Genomic DNA, 19,988 nt, shown 5'->3' with positions numbered 1-19,988 from the left:
CAGGAGCGTAGTATGGAGGAAGCAAAGATGCTTAAAGTACTAGTCAAATGAGAGGACGAGAATATGCCTGAGATCTCCAACGACCTCCTGATGCAGTTGCGCGAAGAGGAAAGTACCAAGGTCGCGCTGGCCAGGAATGCCGCAACCCAAGTTGGAATTGAAGCCGCTTCTTTGAACCGCGAAAAGATTCAGCACACTTCCACAGCTGTTTCACACCGCTTGGATGATTGGAAGGCAACTTCTCAGAAGAAGTCCGGCCGCTGCTGGCTCTTCTCCTCTTTGAACTTCCTGCGCTCGCGGGCGCGCGAAAGCCTGGGGATCAAGAACTTCGAGTTCTCTCAGAGCTACGTATTCTTCTGGGATAAGTTTGAACGCGCCAACTGGTTCCTGACCGACATCATTGCCACTTCGGATGAGCCTGTTGACGGTCGTCTGGTTCAGTTCCTGCTGGGCGATGTTTTGGGCGATGGTGGCCAGTGGGATATGGCTGTTTCGGTCTATATGAAGTATGGCTTGGTGCCCAAGGAAGTCATGCCTGAAAGTGAGGCATCAACCAACTCGCGCCCAATGAACGCGCGCCTGCGCGCAGTACTCCATATTGGTGCGCTTCGTCTGCGCGAGGCCATTGCCGCCGGTGCAAGCGCTGAGGAAGTCGATACTCAGCGTCGCAAGATTTTGGCTGATGTGTGGAAGATTCTTGTTGTCTGCCTAGGCGAGCCGCCCGTGCGCTTTAACTGGCAGTGGCGTGATGATGAGGGCAACTTCCACCGCGACGGCGAGATCACTCCTCACGAGTTCTACGAGCGCCACGTGGGCGTGGACCTGAGCGAGTACATCTGCCTGGTTGATGACCCCCGTCCCGAAAACCCGAAGGGATCGATGGAGACTGTTGAGCACCTGGGCAATGTTGTCGGTGGACGTCCGATTCGCTACCTGAATGCCCCCGTCGAAGAGATTAAGCGCATCGCAGCTGCACAGATCGCTGCAGGTGAGGCTGTCTGGTTCGGTGCCGACGTCTCTCAGCCCTATGATCGAGGCCTCGGTTTCTTTGTGACCGGTATCCATGACTATGACGGTCTTTTTGATGTCGATTTCAGCTCGACGAAGCTTGAGCGGGTGCGCTCGGGTGAGTCGGCGATGGACCACGCGATGCTCTTCACCGGGGTAGATCTTGACGAGGCCGGGCAACCGCGTGCGTGGAGGGTTGAGAATTCCTGGGGTGACGAGCCCGGAGACTCCGGCTTCTTCACCATGGATGACCAGTGGTTCACCGATAACGTTTTCGAGGTTGTTGTGCCTAAGAGTGCGCTTCCTGAAGACCTAGCTGCCGCAGTGGACTCAGAGCCCATCGTTTTGCCCGCATGGGATCCCATGGGAACCCTGGCATAAGTGACGTCAAGGAGACGTGATGACTCGCCCGACCCTTTTGGTCAGTGCCCTGACCGATCACCGTGCCACTTCTCGGGAACAAGCCTTGCTGGAGGCTCTGCAGGGGAGTGTCCTCAGCGCTGCTGTCGCTACCTGGGATGTGCGATTGCACATTGCCGATAGTGATCCTCGCTTGCCCGAGCAGCTCCTTGAAGGCACCGATGCAGTGATCCTCTTGGGAGGACCAGATGTTGCTCCCGAGTTTTATGGCATGGATTCTGGTTACCCCAGAGAAGGTCAGCACTGGCCAGAAGGTGACCGGCGACAAATCGCGTTAGTCCAGTTGTGCCGTGCACGCCATATTCCGCTTCTTGGAATTTGCCGCGGGCATCAGGTGATTAATGTTGCTTATGGCGGCACCTTGATTCAAGACATGGATGGCCATGAGAGCCCGACTCTTCTCGACGACCAGCGTTTTGCGCGCCACCAGGTCGTCATAGATGAAGGATCAGTCCTGATTCGTGCCGGTTTTGGCCATGAAGTCACGGTTAGTTCAGCGCATCATCAGAGTATTGACCGGGTTGGAGATGGGCTGCAGGTGAGTGCGCGTAGCAGTGACGGTGTGATTGAAGCCGTTGAGGATCCCGATAGTCGAATCCTTGGCGTTCAGTGGCATCCCGAGGATCCACGTTCGGATCGGTACTCGATGGAATTGCTGCTTGCGCTATTGCGGAATTGGGATAGCTGATGGGCCAGCATGGAAATTTCGAAGCTGATGGGCGTAACAATTGGGAGCGAATGCTCGCAGGGGACTGGTATATCGGGGATCACCCGAAAATGGCTGAGGTTTCGCAGCGCTCGCAGCGTCTGTTGAAACTCTACGAGCAGGCACTTCCAGAAGACCCTGATATTGCGCACTATCTTCTTGAGCAGATCCTCGGCAGCGTGGGGGAGCGAGTCACAATTCGTCCGCCTTTTCGCGTTGACTACGGATTTAATATCCATATCGGCGAGGGCGTCTGGGTGAACTATGGCTTGACCGCTCTCGATGTTGCCGAAATCCGTATCGGTAATGACGTTCTAATCGGTCCCAATTGTCAGTTGTTGACTCCCGTTCACCCCTTGGAACACGGGCCTCGTCGGGCAGGATGGGAAAGTGCTGAGCCCATCACTATTGAAGATAATGTGTGGCTGGCAAGCGGGGTAACAGTGTGCCAGGGGGTGACAATTAGCCATGACTCGGTAGTCGGAGCCGGATCGGTTGTCACGCGTTCTCTGCCGCCTTATAGCTTGGCCGTGGGTAATCCTGCTCGCGTGATCCGGGAGCTACATGAGGGTGAAGATCCGCACGCTGCCTTGGATGCGCACCTACACGCATGAGGCGCTTTGACCTCACTCGTGAGAACAAAGTAGCCGCCCCTGAATCTAGATGGGATTCGAGGGGCGGTAAACTTTTGTTCGTCAGCGGTTTCTCAGTGGACTTCGAAGCCTAGAGTGCGGAAGTAATCGCGAACCTTATCTGTTGCCTCGGGCGATGGCGGCTTCGTGTCTTCCAGCTTGTATTCGAGTCCCAAGCTCTTCCACTTATCCGAACCAAGTTGGTGGAAGGGAAGGACCTCAACTCGATCGATCACGTTCTTCCAACGCAAGACAATCTCGCCGACTCGACGAATATTTTCCGGGTCATCGGTCAGACCGGGCACTAAGACGAAGCGGATCCAAATTCTGGTCGGACCGCCCCGCTGGGCGATGCGATCACCAAAGTCGATGGTCGGCTGGAGGTCACGGCCAGTGACTTCCTTGTATGTCTCGGGGAAGCCAGACTTTACGTCCAGAAGGACAAGATCAAGGTTGTCCAGCATCTCATCGTCACAGTTGGCGCCAAGGTAACCGGAGGTATCGATGCAGGTGTGGATCCCCATTGCTTTTGTGCCTAGGATAATTCGCTTGGCAAATGCGGGCTGCATGAGGACCTCGCCACCGGAAAGCGTAATTCCTCCGTTGGTCGCTTTAAAAACCCTGCGGTAGCGGCGGATCCTATTCAGAAGCTCCTCATCTGAAATGGGAGCGCCATCCTTCATGAGGAAAGTATCTGGGTTGTGGCAGTACAAGCAGCGAAGCGGGCAGCCGTTGAGGAAGACCGTCATGCGGGTTCCAGGGCCGTCAACGGCAGTGACCAATTCCCAAGAGTGGATTGAACCAAGGGTTCCTTCACGCATTCGAGCCAAGCGATCCGAACGTTCAAGGTCAGTCAATTCTTCCAGGCCTTCAACACCCTGGCCGGCTGTTCGGGCCGTAGGTGCCTGGAAATCCTGATCGCGAAGTAGCTCAGCGCTGCTCATAGTCAAGGTCATTGTGTGCTCCGTGGATTACTACCCAAAGGTTGGTTCCTACCTAGAGGAACGATAGAAAAATGAGAAAAATTTCGTGATCCGCCAGATAAATGAATGGGGCGCGGGCCCTGCGGCCAGCGCCCCATTCATGTCATCTACGCTCAGGCAGAGTGGTGGAAGGTGCGGGAAAGCACGTCCAGCTGCTGCTCGCGGGTGAGCTTCACGAAGTTCACTGCGTAGCCCGAAACGCGAACGGTCAGGTTCGGGTAGTTCTCGGGGTGCTCCATTGCGTCTTCGAGGGTTGCCTGGTCGAGAACGTTGATGTTGGCGTGGTACAGACCAGCGCCTTCCTCACGCTCTTCGCGGGCGGCCTTCATGGAAGCAAGACGCTCTTCGTAGGTCTTCGTTGCCATTTCATTTCTCCTTTTCTTCCGGGTGGGGCCGGATAGACAAGCGGTGTTCCGTTTGCCTAAGACTTGTTTCTATCAGTAACCCTTGGTGGCGTCGACGGCGCAGCAATCGTCGGGGACGAAGCCTGCGTCCAGGATGCCAACCAGGTTGGTGATCTGCTCGTCACGCGTACGTCCAAGGCCCTGAGGGGTAATGGTGTTGGTCAGCGAGATGCCGTCCAGTGCGTCGTTGTAGTCGAGCTTGGCGACCGAGAGCATGGAAGCGACCATGCCGTGGGTATCGATACCGTTCTCGGGGTTTGCACCGGGTGCGAAGGGGGTGCCCTTCTGGTGGCCCGAGGGGAAGGAACCGGTTGCCTTACCGTAAACAACGTTCGAGGTGATGGTCAGCACCGACTGGGTCGGGATTGCATCACGGTACATGGGGATTGCGCGAATCTTATCCATGACGGTGTGAACGACGGTTGCTGCAATATCGTCTGCACGGTCGTCATCGTTACCGTAGGTCGGGAAGTCTCCCTCGGTGCGGTAGTCGACAACCAGTCCGGTTTCGTCGCGAATCGGGTAAACCTTCGCGTACTTGATAGCGGACAGGGAGTCAGCAACGATGGACAGGCCAGCAATACCGCAACCCATGGTGCGAATGATCTCGGAATCGTGCAGCGCCATCTCGACTGCCTCGTAGGCGTAGCGATCGTGGCAGTAGTGGATGATGTTCAGGGCCTCGACGTAGGTGCCAACAACCCAGTCCAGCATCTCTTCGTACTTTGCCCAGACCTCGTCGAAGTCGAGCGGGCCGTCACCCTTAATGGGCTCGTAGCCTTCCATGACTTGCTTTCCGCTCATCTCATCGCGGCCACCGTTGATGGCGTAGAGGAGAGCCTTTGCAGAGTTCACGCGGGCGCCGAAGAACTGCATCTGCTTGCCAACGCGCATGGGGGAAACACAGCATGCGATGGCTGCGTCATCGCCCCAGTGCTCACGAATCTGCTCATCGGATTCGTACTGAATGGAGGAGGTCTCAATCGAGATCAGTGCGCAGAATTCCTTGTAGCCCTTGGGGAGCTTCTCATCCCAGAAGATGGTGATGTTCGGCTCGGGTGCGGGGCCGAGGTTACGCAGGGTCTGCAGGAGACGGAAGGCGGTCTTGGTAACCAAGGTACGTCCGTCTTCGCCGAAGCCTGCATCCGACCAGGTTGCCCAGTAGGGGTCGCCGGAGAAGATCTGATCGTAATCGATCGTGCGCAGGAAGCGGGTAATGCGGAGCTTGATGACCAGAGAGTCGATGATCTCCTGGGCCTCGAGCTCGGTGAGGGTTCCACGATTAAGATCGCGCTCGAAGTAGCAGTCGAAGAATGCGGAGAGACGGCCGATCGACATTGCGGCGCCGTCCTGGGACTTCACGGAGGCCAGGTAGCCGAAGTAGGTCCACTGCACTGCTTCGTGTGCGTTGCGAGCGGGGCCGGAGATGTCGAAGCCGTAGTCGGCTGCCATCTTCTTGAGCTTCTTCAGAGCCTTGATCTGCTCCGAGTGCTCCTCGCGGTAGCGTGCCCAGTGCTCTGAGAAGGGCTGATCTGCGTAGCGATCCTTATCCTTCTGCTTCTCCTCGATCAGGTGGTCAACACCGTACAGTGCAACACGACGGTAGTCACCAATGATGCGGCCACGGCCGTATGCATCGGGAAGACCGGTGATGATGTGGGAGGAACGCGCTGCGCGGATACGAGGCGTGTAGATATCGAAGACCGCGTCGTTGTGGGTCTTGCGGTACTGGGTGAAGATCTTCTTGACTTCGGGGTCGACCTCTTTGCCAGCTTCCTTAATAGCGGTCTCAACCATGCGCCAGCCGCCGTTTGGCATCATTGCACGCTTCAGAGGCGCATCGGTCTGCAGGCCGACGATGACGTCGTCATCATCGCTGATGTAACCGGGCTTGAAAGCGTCGATATCGGCGGGGGTGTGGGTGTCAACATCGAGGATGCGGACCTTGCGCTCCTTGGACAGGTAGTCCTTTTCGAGCGTCTCCCAGACGCGCAGGGTCTTTTCGGTCGGCCCGGCCAGGAAGGAGGCATCTCCTTCGTAAGGGGTGTAGTTGCGCTGGATGAAGTCGCGCACGTCGATTGCTTCGGACCAATGGCCCTTGACGAAACCGTCCCAGGCGTCGGTCGTGACGTCGGCGGTCTGCTGATCAGTCATGTTCCCTCTTCTCGGTTGCCGTGGCTTTCGGACTGAAAACCTCCGGTTGATAAGGCATCGGCCTCATCTTTGGTGCCGTATCGGGCATCTGCTATTAGTCTCTCGCACTTGGTGCATGGACAGCATCTTTATGCCTGTTCTGTGTATATGCCATGTCTAACAATCTGGGACTTTTGTCGCTCCGATCACTCATAGTGTAGGACAAAAGTCCTTTTTAGTCTTTGAGCGCGCTGCAAGTCGTTCATCACTTGATGAGCCTGTGCCTTCAGGGGGTGTGCACAGTAGACTCGTCACTGGTCCACGAGCAATTTCAGCTGACTTTATATACGTGCCGATTTGGCCCCCAAGAGGAGGAAATGTGAATACGACACCATCCACGATCCGTATTGGAGTTTTGGGTGCAGGCACTGTTGGCGCTCATGTGATTCACCTTCTTCAACAGTGGTCGGATGAGTATGAACGTCGTTTGGGTACGCGGCTCGAGGTTCAATCCGTGCTCGTTCGACGCCTAGACGCCAAGCGCGCCTTCCCCATTGATTCTTCATTGCTAACGACTGATCCCTATGAAGTCATTGCGGGGAAAGACCTCGTCGTTGAATTGATCGGCGGGGTCGATCCGGCTTACGAGTATGTCGTGGCTGCCCTGAAGAATGGCAGTGCAGTCATCACTGGTAATAAGGCTCTTATTGCTTCTCGTGGGCCCGAGCTTTTTGCTGCTGCCCGCGAGGCGAATACCCGCCTCTACTTCGAAGCCGCCGTTGCTGGTGCAATTCCCGTGATTGGGGCTTTGACCTCATCCCTACGCGGAGATCGGGTTCGCCAGATTGCTGGAGTCGTCAACGGGACGACCAACTTTATTCTTGATCAAATGACCACTCAGGGCGCGGACTATGGCGAGGCTTTGGCTCAGGCCCAGGAATTGGGTTTCGCGGAGGCTGATCCCAGCGCCGATGTTGAGGGCTATGATGCCTCAGCTAAATGCGCGATTATGTCCTCTCTCTCCTTTGGACGTTGGGTCAGTGTTGAGAGCGTGCCGCGTCAGGGGATTACCGCGCTGTCGACCGATGACATTGCGCTGGCTGGACGTCTGGGCTACGTCATTAAGCTTGTTGCTCGCGCTCAATATGACGAGGAAGCGGGGGAGCCTGTTCTTCGTCTAGGGGTTGAGCCGACTTTCGTTCCTCTCGATCATGCCTTCGCCTCTCTCCACGGTCCGGCCAATGGCGTATTTGTCAATGCCCAAGCTGCGGGAACATTGTCTTTCCTGGGCCTCGGGGCAGGTGGCTTCCCGACAGCCTCGGCTGTTTTGGGGGACATTGTTGCCGCAGCACGTGACCGTCTCAATGGACTGGGGGCGATGCGTGAAGAAGATGAGTTGCCTGTGAAACTCTCGGATAACTGGAGTGTTGTTTCGCCGTTCATTATTCGATTGAGCATTCCGACGACTTCAGGTGTTAGTGAGTCTGTGAGCCGGGTGTGTTCCTCACTCGAAGTGTCGCTACAGGGGATCGATATCGAAGCGGGGGATACTGAAGGAGAAAGCGTTGTGACCCTGACAACCCAGGCAATCACGCGAGACCGCGCCCATGGCCTCGTCGAGGCTCTGGTGAATGAACTCAACGCTCATGTCCCACCCGCAATCTTCCCGCTCCTGGATATCTAAATTCTGGAAAGTGACCCTCCATGCGCATCACTCAAGATTTCGTCGCTGTTCGCGTTCCCGCTACCTCGGCCAATCTCGGACCCGGTTTTGATTCCTTCGGTCTTGCCTTAGACCTGTGGGATGAGGTGAGCGTCCACGCAACCGCCGGGGCAACCCACGTGACTATCGAGGGTCAAGGGGCAGGCGTCCTCGACGAAGGCGAAAATCACCTTGTTGTTCAGGCGCTGCGAATGGGCTTGGATGCAGCAGGTGTTGCGCAGGTTGGTATCCAGATGCGCTGTATGAACCGTATTCCTCATTCTCGAGGCCTCGGTTCCTCCGCCTCGGCAATCGTCGCTGGTCTTGGGCTTGCTCGTGCGCTTATTGGAGATCCCGAGGCGCTTACCGCGGAGGATATCCTTTCGATTGCGACCGAGATGGAAGGTCATCCGGATAACGTTGCCCCAGCCATCTCTGGCGGAGTGACGATCTCATGGATGGATGGTGAGCTGCCGGGCATGCTGCGTCTTTCGGGGGAGGCGCCAATTGAGCCCGTTGCCTTTATCCCTGATTTTGAGCTGGCGACCTCGAAAGCACGTGCTGTGCTTCCACAGCAGGTTCCCTTCGATGATGCAAAATTTAATCTTTCGCGTGCTGGAATCTTGGCTGCAGTCCTCAGTGGGCAAAATCATGTGATTGGTGCTGGGACGAATGTTCATGAACTGCTTATGGCTGCGACTGAAGATCGCCTGCACCAAGACTACCGACGTCAATCAATGCAACCTTCTCATGCCTTGGTGACTTGGCTTCGTGGTGCTGGTAAAGCAGCGGTCATCTCTGGCGCGGGACCGACAGTGCTCAGTCTTGAAAGCATTGATCCCAAGGTTCAAGCCGATGCTCAGGCAGCAGGCTGGGCAGTGCGTCCTTTGAAACTTGCCACGTCGGGTCTTCAAATCACTCGAGGCAATCTTTCAAAGATTAACGGTGGATGCGTATTTGTGTGATTTAGCGCGCAGAGCAAAACTGCTTGCGTGAAAGTAGTGAGAAAACGCGTATTGCTTGCTACTATCGCACTGAAGGAAATCCTTCGATCTCCAAATATGGAAATTCTTCCGTGTTCCTGTTGGGACATGTCCTTTCTATTCATCTCATGTTGATTGAGAAGTTCACCTGGTCTGTTGTGAGACCATGCATGTGAGGATTATCAGTTGAGCAACGATGTGACCACCCAAGAGCGCGAATTGTCGCGCATGAAGTTGGTGGAACTCAAAGCCATGGCCACCGAACTTGGCCTTAAAGGTGTTTCTGCAATGCGTAAGCCCCAGCTGATTGAGGCGCTCAGTGCTGCGCAAGGTAGCGCGCCCAAGCAAGAAGAGGCCCCGCGTTCGCGTCGTCGTCGCGTTGCGCGTGAGGAAGCCAGCGAGGCCCCGCAGATCAATATTGAACTGCCCACTCCTGTTTCGCAGTCAACCTCGGAAGAGCGTCCCTCGAACGACGCTGGCCTTCCGCGAAAGAGCCGTCGTCGTCGCGTTGTCTCCAGTGAAGCTGCAGAACCGCAGACCGTTACCCTGGATCTGCCGACCCCGACCCGTCACGAAGAAGAGGAAAGTGCTCCCGCACCCGCGCAGCACATCGAGATTGCCCTTCCCGATAGTGATGATCCCGAGGCCCGCGATCGTTCCCGTCGCGATCGCGAAGGACGCCGCCGTGGACGCGGACGTGAGGGACGTCGTGAACGCGGTGAGCGCAATGAACGCGTTGAGCGTGGCGAGCGTCGCGAGTCAGCCCCGGTCTCCGAAGAGAATCTTGCACCGATTGCGGGCATCTTGGACGTTCAAGAAAACCACGCATTCGTTCGTACCTCCGGCTACTTGCCCGGGCCCAACGATGTTTACGTTACCCTCGGCAATGTTCGTCGCTGGGGACTGCGGCCAGGTGATGCTGTCGCAGGTGCGGTTCGCGCACCCCGTGAAGGTGAGCGCCAGCGCCAGAAGTACAACGCGCTGGTTCGCGTTGACTCGGTTAATGGCATGAGCATTGAGGACGCGCAGGCTCGCCGCGAGTTCTCCAAGCTCACCCCGATTTACCCCGACCAGCAATTGCGAATGGAGACCTCAGCAAAGGCCTTCACTCCTCGCGTCATCGACTTGGTTGCCCCCATCGGCAAGGGACAGCGTGGTTTGATCGTTTCGCCTCCGAAGGCCGGCAAGACCATGGTTATTCAGCAGATTGCCAAGGCAATCGAATTGAATAACCCCGAGGTTCACCTCATGGTTGTTCTGGTTGATGAGCGTCCTGAAGAAGTGACCGATATGCGCTCCATCGTCAAGGGTGAGGTTATTGCTTCAACCTTTGACCGTCCCGCATCGGATCACGCAATTGTCGCAGAGCTGGCGATTGAACGCGCCAAGCGTCTGGTTGAACTCGGTCAAGATGTCGTCGTTCTTCTTGACTCAATCACCAGGCTTTCCCGTGCCTACAACCTCGCCGCACCGGCCTCGGGTCGAATCCTCTCCGGTGGTGTTGACGCCTCGGCGCTCTACCCGCCCAAGAAGTTCTTTGGCGGCGCACGTAACCTGCGCGAGGGTGGATCGCTGACTATCATCGCCTCGGCTCTTGTTGAGACCGGATCGAAGATGGACGAGGTGATCTTCGAAGAGTTCAAGGGCACGGGCAACATGGAACTGCGTCTGTCGCGCCAGCTTGCCGACCGCCGAATCTTCCCGGCTATCGACATCAATGCCTCGGGAACACGTCGCGAAGAAATGCTGCTTAAGCCCGAAGAACTGCGCATTATGTGGAAGCTGCGCCGCGTTTTGGGCACTTTGGATCAGCAAAGTGCACTGGAAGCAGTTTTGGACCGCTTGAAGGAAACGCAATCGAACGCAGAATTCCTCATGCTGGTTCAAAAGCAAGTGCCTTCTGCCGACTGATCGGCGGGACTTACGGGGACGGAAGGAGAAATCCTTTCGCCCCCGTTTGTTTACTCTTTGACGGTGCGCGTATCCTCAGTGAGTCTGCGTTAGGAGAAAAGCTTCATGTCGAATACACCTCAAGCTTCACCCGGAACTCCCGAAAAATCTCAGAACACGCGTCGACGTGGCGTGATCCGATTAGTGCTTTCGCTAGTGCTGATGGCTGTGTGTCCGCTGTTTTTCCTGAGTTCTTTTATTCAAAACGGGATCAGCGGAGCAAGTAAGGCCGACTTTACGCCTGAGGTCGTTGTTGAAGATCAATCATCAGTCTTCGAAGATGTCAACGGGCAATCCTTGGGTACAGCTATGGAGTCCATTGGATTTCGTCAGCCAATTAAACTGGTGATTCTCTCAACCGATAACGTGCCGACTGGCAATCTCAACGAAGCGGTCTTGAACTATGCCCGTTCAAACCACAAAGAATGGTTATCCGCGAGCCGGGATAAGTGGGCAGACGGCCTGGTGATTCTTGCGGTTTCCCCCAGCTACCGAAAAGTTGGGACGTATTTTGGTGAAGACGTTAAGGTTTCTTCGTCAAAACAAAGCACAATTCAAGAGGCTGCGAAGGATGATTTTCGATCCGGTGAGTGGAGTCAGGGGATGCTCCAGGCAGCTCAGGCGGCTGCCAAATATGTGCCGGACTCTTCCGGTAACGGTGGGGAAGACTCTGTCCCGCCTTTCTATTCTTTCGTCTTGCTGATTGCCGGTGCAGCGAACCTGCTCAGAGGGTTCCGTCTGCGTTCCTTGACAAAGCGGAACCTTCGTGAAGCGCGAGCACACTGGGATGTTGTTCAGGCAGATCGCTACCGTGCAGAGCAAGCATTCGCAGGTATCGGGGATGCGGGCAAATACAAGACCGGACTTGATATGCGCTATAAGCGCTATCAGTCAGATTTCGTCGAGGCCGCGAAAGAATGGGATGAAATCGGTAATCCCACCTTCTTGCAAACTCTCAGCGCAGCGCTCAATAACGCCAGTGCCGACTTGCGTCAGCGTACCGAATCTATGGATGCGAGCGATGACACCTTCGCTGCTGCGGCTGAGTTCTTCAATCTGGGAGCCGGATGGGTTGACGTCTGGATGAAAGAGATTGGCCCGGTCATGGAAGACCTCGAGGTCCTCTGTGAATTGGTGACTTCCGTGAGTGAGGAAATGGGCACTCCAGATGCCATACGTGGTCGTGATGAAATCCTTCAGTGGTCCAGCCAGCAAATGGCGCTGATCGACTCCCTCAAAGAGCAATTGGCAAAGGGCGGTATTACTCCAATCGCTGCTCTTGAGAAGCTCGATGAAATCGCTGAAGGCACCCGCCGTTGGGCAAAGGGAATTATTCTTGCGTCCTTGAAGGCTGATCCCTCCTCGAATAGCGATAAGCGTTACGAGCAGTGGGAGAACTCCCAGAAGGAACGCGAAGCAGCCGATTCTGCCGATTACACCGGGTACTACCACCTGAACGGTGTTCTGCATAACTACGACCCCGCGAAAACTATCCGCTTGAACTCTCAGTCCGCGGGTATCGATCTTGCTGCCTTGAAGGCCGCCGCATTCGGTACCTATGCGGGTCGGAACTCCTCCATGGATAACTGGTACCTCTATCAACCTCTATCGACTGACCGTACGTATTATCAGTCCGCACACACGTGGACACCCAGTAGCGATTCATCGAGTAGCGACTATGGAAGCTCAGGAGGGGGCTTCTCGGGCTCTGGGTCTTCCTCGTCGTTCTAGACCAGAGCATTACCTATTTCACGCACGGCGAATGAACTGAGCGTGAAAAAATAGCGATTCGCATGGCATAATGTCATGTCGGCTTCCGCCTCACCGGAGTGCTTCTTTGAGAGAATCGAAGAAGGTGACTCATTGCCAGATGCAATGAGCGCTGCATTTCGGACCCGGAGCACCAAACGATCCAGGAGATATTTCCATGAAGAAGGGCATTCACCCCGAATATGTGGATACCGTTGTGACCTGCACCTGCGGCAACACCTTCCACACCCGTTCCACCATCACCTCTGGCGAGATGCGCGTGGACGTCTGCTCCGCTTGCCACCCGTTCTACACCGGCAAGCAGAAGATCCTCGACACCGGCGGTCGTGTCGCCCGTTTCGAGGCGCGTTACGGAAAGCGCGTACGCCCCTCCAAGTGAGCTTTTACTCGGCGCCGACGACTTATGGTCGTCGGCGCCGATGTGTTTAAACAGCTACCCTTGAACTACTCCCGCAGGAAGGATCAGACATGAGTGCTCTTGGAGAAGAATTCTCCGCATTGGACGCGCTACTTGACGAACACGCGCAGCTTGAAACTCGAATGTCTGATCCGGAGGTCCTTTCTTCCCCCAAGCTTCTCAAGCAAGTCTCTCGTCGTTACGCGGAGCTTTCGCGCATTAAAGCCGCTGCAGATCAGCTCGAGCACGCGCAGGGAGATCTCGAGGCCGCGAGGGAGCTTGCCGAAGACGATTCCTCTTTCGCAGAGGAAATTCCCGCATTGGAAGAAGCAGAGCGAATTGCTCACGAACATCTTCTGTCTATCCTTGCACCCAGGGATCCCGATGATGCCTGTGATGTCATCTTGGAAATCAAAGCAGGTGAAGGCGGTGAAGAATCCGCACTCTTTGCTGCAGATCTTGCCCGGATGTATCTGCGCTACGCGGATTCGAAGGGGTGGAAGACCACTGAGCTGTCCTCCACTTACACCGAGCTTGGCGGTTTCAAAGAAGTCACCCTTGCGATTAGAGCATCTGGTAACCCCGCACCTGATGAAGGCGTGTGGGCACACCTGAAGTATGAAGGGGGAGTGCACCGAGTACAGCGCGTTCCCGTTACCGAGTCGCAGGGGCGTGTGCATACCAGTGCTGCGGGCGTTTTCGTCATGCCCGAACTTGAAGTCGATGATGAGATTGTCATTGACCCCAATGATTTGCGAATTGATGTCTATCGTTCCTCAGGTCCGGGTGGGCAGTCGGTGAATACCACCGATTCAGCTGTCCGTATTACCCACCTTCCTTCGGGCATCGTCGTTTCCATGCAAAATGAGAAGTCTCAGCTTCAAAATAAAGAGGCCGCGCTTCGCGTTCTTGCTTCGCGTTTAGCAGCTGAAGCAAAAGCCAAGCGTGAGGCTGAGGCCTCGGCACAGCGCCTTTCTCAGGTTCGTACTGTTGACCGCTCGGAACGTGTTCGTACGTACAACTTCCCCGAGAATCGCATTGCTGATCACCGCAGTGGTTTCAAGGCTTATAACCTTGATCAGGTGCTTGATGGCGCGCTTGACCCGGTTATTGAATCTCTTCAAAGCGCAGATGAGGCCGAACGTCTCGCCTCCGCCGATGCACATGTATGAGTTCGCAAGCTGAGCTGATCGCGTGGGGTGCATCCCGCCTGAGCACCCTTGAAGGCGACGAAGGGGGAGCGACTCCAGTAGCCGAGGCGCGCTACCTCTTGACGTGGGCCTTGGGCGTCGATTCTTTGCTATTTGCCCCCCGCGAGGTTCCTCCGACCAACGAGGCCGCCTACCGCGCCGCAGTCACCCAACGTGCCCTTCGCCACCCGCGAAGCCATGTGACCGGTGAAATGTATTTCAGGGGCCTTGTTCTTTCAGGTGGTGAAGGGGTCTTCACTGTCCGGCCCGAAACCGAGATACTTGTCGAACATGTTGAAGAGCTGGCGAGCTCCGGAGCATTTCCTGATGGTGAATGGGTTGATCTGTGTACCGGGTCTGCAGCGATCGCGCTTGCACTTTCTACTGAAACTGGGCACCAGGTGACAGCTGTGGAAATTGACTCAGATGCTTTTGCTTACGCCGAGCGCAACCTCGCTCGATACCCGAAAGCCCAGATTCGCCTCGTCAAGGGCGACGCAACGGCCCCCGACACTATCCGCGACCTCAATGGAAAAACCGCATTGGTCGTGACAAACCCGCCCTATGTGCCAGCTCAGGAAGCGCCGACGCAAATTGAGGCACAGCGGGACCCCGAGCGCGCCCTCTACGGTGGGGGAGACGACGGTACTGAGATTCCTCGCCGGATTATTGAACGTTCGCGTGATCTTCTTGTCAGCGGTGGGATGCTGGCTATGGAGCACTCTCCCTCGCAGGCACAAACGCTTCGGCAAATCGCGGTGATGAACGGATTTGCTCAGGTGCATACCCGCAAAGATCTAAGTGGGGTTGAGCGCTTCCTTATCGCTTGGAAAACACAGAGAAAGTAATTCACAGTGGAACATATTTTTGAGTGCTCTCATGGCTGGGCAAAGGAGGAACTCGACCTCCTTAAAAGCCAGATCTGCGAGGGCGCGTTGGTTGTCCTGCCAACTGATACCGTTTATGGAATCGGTGTATCCGCCGACGATCACGAGGGCGTTCGTCGTCTTCTTGCGGCGAAAGGCCGCGGAGAGACAATGCCGCCTCCTGTACTCGTCGCCTCTGTTGAGCAAGCACAAAGCGTCTCAATTGACCTTGACGAGGATGCCATTGGGCTGATGAAAGCCTTCTGGCCGGGTGCGCTGACTCTGATTGTGCGTGCAAACCCCAGTGTGAACTGGGATCTGGGAAAAACTCACGGTACTGTCGCGCTTCGCATGCCCAATCATCAGCAAGTGTGTGAGCTACTCGAGGCCGTGGGGCCGATGGCAGTGACCTCAGCCAATCTAACGGGAGAACCTCCTGCGACAAATATTGATGAAGCGCTCGGATACTTCCGTGGCACGGTAGACTACTACGTGAATTCGGGGCCGACCCAGAGCGCACAACCGTCCACAATTATCGATTGTGCACACGGACAGGCTCGCGTACTTCGCGAAGGAGCGCTGAGCGTAGAAGATATCGCCAGGGTGCTGGACTACCAGCCCCTAGCTCGGTGAGGGAGGAGACATCGACGCCGTGAAGGTTTATGTCCTGCTGATGGTCGTGGCCGGCGCACTCACTGTGCTGCTGACACCGCTGGTCCGCTGGGCATGCCTGCGTTGGGGGATTGTCCCCAAACTGCGCAGCAGAGATATCCAATCCACTCCGATTCCTCGACTTGGAGGAATCGCGATCACCATTGCTCTGGTGATCACGATGCTCATCAGTGCCCGAATTCCCTATATGGCGCCTCTCTTCGAAACGAATGCTGCCTGGGCTGTTGTCGTGGGAGCACTCGCGATGTGCATACTCGGCGTCGTTGATGATGTTGTGGAATTGGACTGGCTGACGAAACTTTCCGGACAAATCCTGATCGCAGGATCGATGGCCTTCAACGGCGTGCAATTGGTCAGTTTCCCAATTTTTGGCGTCACCATTGGCTCCTCGCGCCTCTCCTTGATGCTTACCGTTTTCCTGATCGTCGGAATCATGAATGCGGTGAACTTCATTGACGGTCTGGATGGTTTGGCCGCTGGTGTTGTCGGCATCGGAGCTGCGGCATTTTTCGTCTATTCCTATGTGCTCACGCGGATCATGGGGGCGGCTTCATACGCGACGACGGCGTCTTTGGCGGTCATTACCTTGGTTGGAGTTTGCTTGGGCTTCTTGTGGTTCAACTTCCATCCATCCTCGATCATGATGGGTGGCGGCTCTGAAACAATGGGCTTGGTTCTGGCCGCTGCGGGAATCATCGTTACGGGCCAGGTTGACCCTTCTGTTTTAGGCGGACAGCAGCTGTTGGTTTCCTTCCTTCCTCTATTGCTTCCTATCTCGGTCATCTGCGTGCCCATTGGAGATCTTGTCGTCACCACGATTCGACGGATGCTCAGGGGGAAGAGTCCCTTCCATGCGGATCGCTCGCACTTCCATGACCGTCTACTTGCTAGGGGACACTCACACCGAGGCGTTGTCGCAATCTTGTGGATGTGGACAGCCCTAGTAGCTTTTCCTCCGGTCGCCATTCTTGTCCATGACTGGAAGCGTGTTGCACTGTGTGCGCTTCCGGCACTGGCCTTGGGCATCTGGCTCACCGCTTCAGAATTCCCCGCTTTTACGCGCGCACGTCGGAGTGCGCGTCAAGATCACGTTGAAGCTACCGCTCCCGAAAGCCCTAAGGAAAATGCATGAGTGATTCTTTGCAGACGCATGAGAAGGATATTCATCTGATCATGCGCCGCCTGTGGGGTGTTATTGCTGCCGGCGCCCTGATTGTCGGTGTATGGCAGGCATGCGTCGGATACAGCCTGCGTAGCTTGCTTCTTCCTGTACTTATGTTGGCATTGGGCGCTGTCACGCATCTGTGCCTTGGCGCCATGATTCGTAGTGATGCAACTACCCGACCGATGTGGATATGGGTTCATATGTTCGGAACATTTGCCATCTTGATCGGTGGATTGTTTCTGAGTAAAGCCTTGGGGGCATCTGCGATTGTTACCGGACTTGTTCTGATTTGTGAGCATTTTGTTGTTTTTGGTGGTCTTGGGGTCGCTTTATCACGCATAATTCGTGAGGTTCCGGTTGAGGAAGAACCAGTGATTGCAGATGTTGATTAGCCGTCGTCGTTGACGCAGGGACAAAACTCGCAGGGATAAGTTATCGATCCCTGGTTAGCTGGGTTACACTGGGTCGGGTTGACCCTAGTGAGGAAGTGGAGCACGTGGAATCGACAGTTCTCGGCGAAGAGAAGGCCACACAGCGCAGCTACGCTATGCCTTTGTGGTACAAGGTTCTCATCGGTATTGTCGCGCTGATTGCTGCCGCAACATGTATTCCCGCTGTTACGCAGGCGCCCCACGCTCCCGGCATCGATGATTTCTTCCCAGATGCATTTTTTGGTGAGGGTACGCTCTTCCAATTCAATCGCTTGACCTTAGTGCGCGTGGTCGCCGGAATTACACTGTGCTTGGTTTTCTGGCTCGGTGCGCGCAGCGTCAAGCTCATGCCAGGACGGGGACAGGTCCTCCTGGAAATGGCAGCCGAGTTTGTTCGTAATGGTATTTCCGTCGCGATGCTGGGTGAAGGCCGAGGCCGTCGTTGGGCTGCCTTTATCGGTGTTGTTTTCTTCGGCGTCCTTTTTATGAATATCCAGGGGATTATCCCCGGGATGAATATTGCAGCGTCCTCTGTGATGGCTGTGCCGATTGTTTTCGCCATCATCGCCTACGTTTCATTCGTGGGTGCCGGAATTAAACAGTACGGCTTCTTCCATTTCTTCAAGTCGCAGCTTTTCCCCAAGGGATTGCCCTGGCCGATCTACTTCCTCATCACCCCCATCGAGTTCTTCTCGACTTTTATTGTCCGTCCCGCAACCTTGGCCATCCGTCTTCTGTGCAACATGATTTCAGGGCACCTGCTTCTTGCACTGACCTATTTTGGAACGTCAAATCTTCTCATCGCTGCGGGTATGAAACAGACTGGTGCCCTCTTAACTGGAGCTGGTGCGGTTGCGGCAACGCTCTTTGAAATTTTCGTCGCTGTCTTGCAGGCATACATTTTCGCCATGCTGACAGCGGTCTACATCAAGCTTTCAGTCGAAGAACACTAAAGGCTTCTTGCGCTTTCGACTGATTCACCAAAGGAAAAGGAAAGAAAAATGACCGGATCCCTTGCCTACATCGGCTACGGCCTGGCTGCAATTGGCCCTGGTATTGGTATTGGCCTCCTCGTGGGAAAGACCCAGGAAGCAACCGCACGCCAGCCTGAGATCGCCGGTAGGCTCTTCACCAACATGATTATTGGTGCAGCACTTGCTGAGGCTCTTGGCCTGATCGGCTTCGTTCTGCCCTTCATCGTCTGATGTTCGCACAGCTTGTTCCTATGTCCGAGGGATCGGTCGGAGGAATTGGCGTTGTTCTGCCTCCTCTCTATGAGATTTTCTGGTCAGCGCTGATTCTTCTGGTCATCCTCTTGGTCGTCGGTTTGTACGCGTTGCCGCGGATCTACTCGATGATCGACCAGCGACGCGACGCCATTCAGGAAGGCCTCGATAACGCTGAGAAAGCTCGCGAAGATCTCTCTCTTGCTTCGCGTAAGAAAGATGAGATGCTTCGCGATGCTCAGGCTGAGGCTCACCAGATCCGTGAAGATGCACGTGCTCAGGCTCAGCAGATCGTCGCACAGGCACGTCTTGATGCGCAGGTAGAGGCACAGCGCGTGCAAGATGCCGCTCAGCGTCAAATTCTTGCCGAGCGGCAGGCCGCGCAGATTAGCCTGCGTAGCGATGTTGGTTTGCTCGCTAGCGAACTCGCAGAGAAGCTCGTGGGTGAGCATCTGGAGAATACTGATCTCACTGCTCGCGTTGTGGATCGTTTCTTGGATGAACTCGAGGCTGAAGAAGTTCCCATTGGCGGTGTGAACTGATGACTCCTGAGTTGTTACGCGAACGTCTTGCGCAGGCGGGCGATGAGCGTATGACGGTAGCGGAAGATCTATTCGGCGTCGCAGACTTTTTGGGAACGAATTCTTCCGTCCAACGTGCACTCACCGACCCTTCGCGAGACCAGAGTGATAAAGACGCTCTTGTTGATCGTCTTTTTGCTCCGGTTGTATCTGCTGTCTCGATTCAGTGTCTGCATGACCTGGTAGCGGGTCACTGGTCCCGTCCGCGTGACATTGTGAACGCTGTCGAAGAAGCAGGCTGCGATGCAGTGCTGCTCAGCGCGCAATTTGATGGGGTATTGGAAGAAACAGAAGCTCAGCTTGTTGCAGTGTCTGTTTTCCTTCAGTCACATCGCGATCTCAGGAATGAACTCTCTGACCTGTCTGCCCTTTCTCCGAAGGGACGCGCAGATCTTGCCCAGACGGTGTTCCAGAGTGTCCTTGGCCAGCCGAGTCTGCGTCTTTTGCGCAGATGCGTGGGACGAACCTCGCATGGCCATCTCTTGGGAAAGCTGCGGGAATTGGCTGTTCGCGCGGCAAACCTCTCCGGTCGACGCTTCGTATTTGTTGAGTCGGCACACGAGCTGAGCGACGACCAGAAGATGCGTCTCGAGAAGATTCTTGAGGCCAAACTGGCCAGCCCCGTTTCGGCAACCTACACGCTGCGCCCTGAACTGCTCGGCGGCCTCGTCATCCGAATGGGGACTGAGCGAGTCGATGCATCACTGGCCACGCGAGTTGGCGCTCTAAAACGTTCGATCGTCGGTTAAGCCCGATGTGTCTGAGGAAT

Annotated in this window: 20 protein-coding genes; 17 read left to right on the top strand and 3 right to left on the bottom strand. The window is 55.6% G+C overall.

Annotation, left to right across the window (positions count from 1 at the left end):
• The first annotated feature begins 63 nt into the window (after positions 1–63).
• Genes HGAS_RS01495 through HGAS_RS01485 form a run of 3 tightly spaced genes read left to right on the top strand, consistent with a single transcriptional unit; the run spans position 64 to position 2,748 of the window.
• Positions 64–1,389, top strand: a complete 1,326-nt coding sequence (locus HGAS_RS01495) for an aminopeptidase C (RefSeq protein WP_019126171.1) — start codon at positions 64–66, stop codon at positions 1,387–1,389.
• A 19-nt stretch (positions 1,390–1,408) separates the two neighbouring features.
• On the top strand, positions 1,409–2,116 hold the full coding sequence (locus tag HGAS_RS01490; RefSeq protein WP_019126170.1) for a gamma-glutamyl-gamma-aminobutyrate hydrolase family protein: 708 nt from the start codon (positions 1,409–1,411) through the stop codon (positions 2,114–2,116).
• On the top strand, positions 2,116–2,748 hold the full coding sequence (locus tag HGAS_RS01485; RefSeq protein WP_019126169.1) for a sugar O-acetyltransferase: 633 nt from the start codon (positions 2,116–2,118) through the stop codon (positions 2,746–2,748). The genes HGAS_RS01490 and HGAS_RS01485 overlap by 1 nt, the downstream gene beginning before the upstream one ends.
• Positions 2,749–2,840: 92 nt before the next feature.
• On the opposite strand, the gene pflA is transcribed toward HGAS_RS01485, so the two are convergent.
• The 3 genes from pflA to pflB form a co-directional block, all read right to left on the bottom strand.
• Positions 2,841–3,722 (bottom strand): pyruvate formate-lyase-activating protein, encoded by an 882-nt coding sequence (pflA, locus tag HGAS_RS01480; protein ID WP_019126168.1) that lies wholly within the window; start codon positions 3,720–3,722, stop codon positions 2,841–2,843.
• A gap of 140 nt (positions 3,723–3,862) precedes the next feature.
• Positions 3,863–4,114, bottom strand: coding sequence for an autonomous glycyl radical cofactor GrcA2 (gene grcA2 / locus HGAS_RS01475; protein WP_009409237.1), 252 nt, complete (start codon positions 4,112–4,114; stop codon positions 3,863–3,865).
• Positions 4,115–4,186: 72 nt separating this feature from the next.
• Positions 4,187–6,307, bottom strand: coding sequence for a formate C-acetyltransferase (pflB, locus tag HGAS_RS01470; RefSeq protein WP_019126167.1), 2,121 nt, complete (start codon positions 6,305–6,307; stop codon positions 4,187–4,189).
• 358 nt (positions 6,308–6,665) lie between these two features.
• Here pflB and HGAS_RS01465 point away from each other — a divergent pair, with 358 nt between their 5' ends.
• From HGAS_RS01465 to HGAS_RS01395, 14 genes are all read left to right on the top strand, one after another.
• Positions 6,666–7,970, top strand: coding sequence for a homoserine dehydrogenase (locus HGAS_RS01465; RefSeq protein WP_019126166.1), 1,305 nt, complete (start codon positions 6,666–6,668; stop codon positions 7,968–7,970).
• A gap of 20 nt (positions 7,971–7,990) precedes the next feature.
• Positions 7,991–8,953 (top strand): homoserine kinase, encoded by a 963-nt coding sequence (thrB, locus tag HGAS_RS01460; protein WP_019126165.1) that lies wholly within the window; start codon positions 7,991–7,993, stop codon positions 8,951–8,953.
• A gap of 246 nt (positions 8,954–9,199) precedes the next feature.
• Complete coding sequence (rho, locus tag HGAS_RS01455) at positions 9,200–10,882, top strand: transcription termination factor Rho (protein WP_051007846.1); 1,683 nt, start codon at positions 9,200–9,202, stop codon at positions 10,880–10,882.
• Positions 10,883–10,987: 105 nt separating this feature from the next.
• Entirely contained in the window at positions 10,988–12,652 is a 1,665-nt protein-coding gene (locus HGAS_RS01450; RefSeq protein ID WP_019126163.1) for a DUF5129 domain-containing protein, read from the top strand.
• Between the two features lie 196 nt (positions 12,653–12,848).
• Entirely contained in the window at positions 12,849–13,070 is a 222-nt protein-coding gene (gene rpmE, locus HGAS_RS01440) for a 50S ribosomal protein L31 (protein WP_009409245.1), read from the top strand.
• Positions 13,071–13,159: 89 nt separating this feature from the next.
• Positions 13,160–14,260 (top strand): peptide chain release factor 1, encoded by a 1,101-nt coding sequence (prfA, locus tag HGAS_RS01435; protein ID WP_009409246.1) that lies wholly within the window; start codon positions 13,160–13,162, stop codon positions 14,258–14,260.
• Positions 14,257–15,126 carry a N5-glutamine methyltransferase family protein gene (locus HGAS_RS01430; RefSeq protein ID WP_019126162.1) on the top strand — a complete coding sequence of 290 codons (870 nt, stop codon included), beginning with the start codon at positions 14,257–14,259 and terminating at the stop codon, positions 15,124–15,126. The genes prfA and HGAS_RS01430 overlap by 4 nt, the downstream gene beginning before the upstream one ends.
• Before the next feature lie 6 nt (positions 15,127–15,132).
• Positions 15,133–15,777, top strand: a complete 645-nt coding sequence (locus HGAS_RS01425) for an L-threonylcarbamoyladenylate synthase (RefSeq protein ID WP_019126161.1) — start codon at positions 15,133–15,135, stop codon at positions 15,775–15,777.
• 19 nt (positions 15,778–15,796) lie between these two features.
• Complete coding sequence (locus HGAS_RS01420; protein ID WP_019126160.1) at positions 15,797–16,948, top strand: glycosyltransferase family 4 protein; 1,152 nt, start codon at positions 15,797–15,799, stop codon at positions 16,946–16,948.
• Entirely contained in the window at positions 16,945–17,373 is a 429-nt protein-coding gene (locus tag HGAS_RS01415; RefSeq protein ID WP_009409250.1) for a hypothetical protein, read from the top strand. The genes HGAS_RS01420 and HGAS_RS01415 overlap by 4 nt, the downstream gene beginning before the upstream one ends.
• Positions 17,374–17,477: 104 nt before the next feature.
• On the top strand, positions 17,478–18,365 hold the full coding sequence (atpB, locus tag HGAS_RS01410) for a F0F1 ATP synthase subunit A (RefSeq protein WP_019126159.1): 888 nt from the start codon (positions 17,478–17,480) through the stop codon (positions 18,363–18,365).
• A gap of 48 nt (positions 18,366–18,413) precedes the next feature.
• A complete protein-coding gene (gene atpE / locus HGAS_RS01405) occupies positions 18,414–18,617 on the top strand; it encodes an ATP synthase F0 subunit C (RefSeq protein WP_009409252.1) in 204 nt (67 codons plus the stop codon).
• The gene (locus HGAS_RS01400) at positions 18,617–19,180 is read left to right on the top strand and encodes a F0F1 ATP synthase subunit B (protein WP_009409253.1); all 564 of its coding nucleotides are present in this window, start codon (positions 18,617–18,619) and stop codon (positions 19,178–19,180) included. Before atpE ends, HGAS_RS01400 begins: the two co-directional genes overlap by 1 nt.
• Positions 19,180–19,968: a F0F1 ATP synthase subunit delta gene (locus tag HGAS_RS01395; RefSeq protein WP_009409254.1), complete on the top strand. Its 789-nt coding sequence runs from the start codon at positions 19,180–19,182 to the stop codon at positions 19,966–19,968. The genes HGAS_RS01400 and HGAS_RS01395 overlap by 1 nt, the downstream gene beginning before the upstream one ends.
• The last annotated feature ends 20 nt before the right edge of the window (positions 19,969–19,988 follow it).

This window comes from Actinomyces sp. ph3, assembly GCF_000308055.1.
Classification (GTDB): domain Bacteria; phylum Actinomycetota; class Actinomycetes; order Actinomycetales; family Actinomycetaceae; genus Pauljensenia.
The sequence above is the reverse complement of the archived record's forward strand: the minus strand, read 5'-3'. Positions and strand labels throughout refer to the sequence as shown.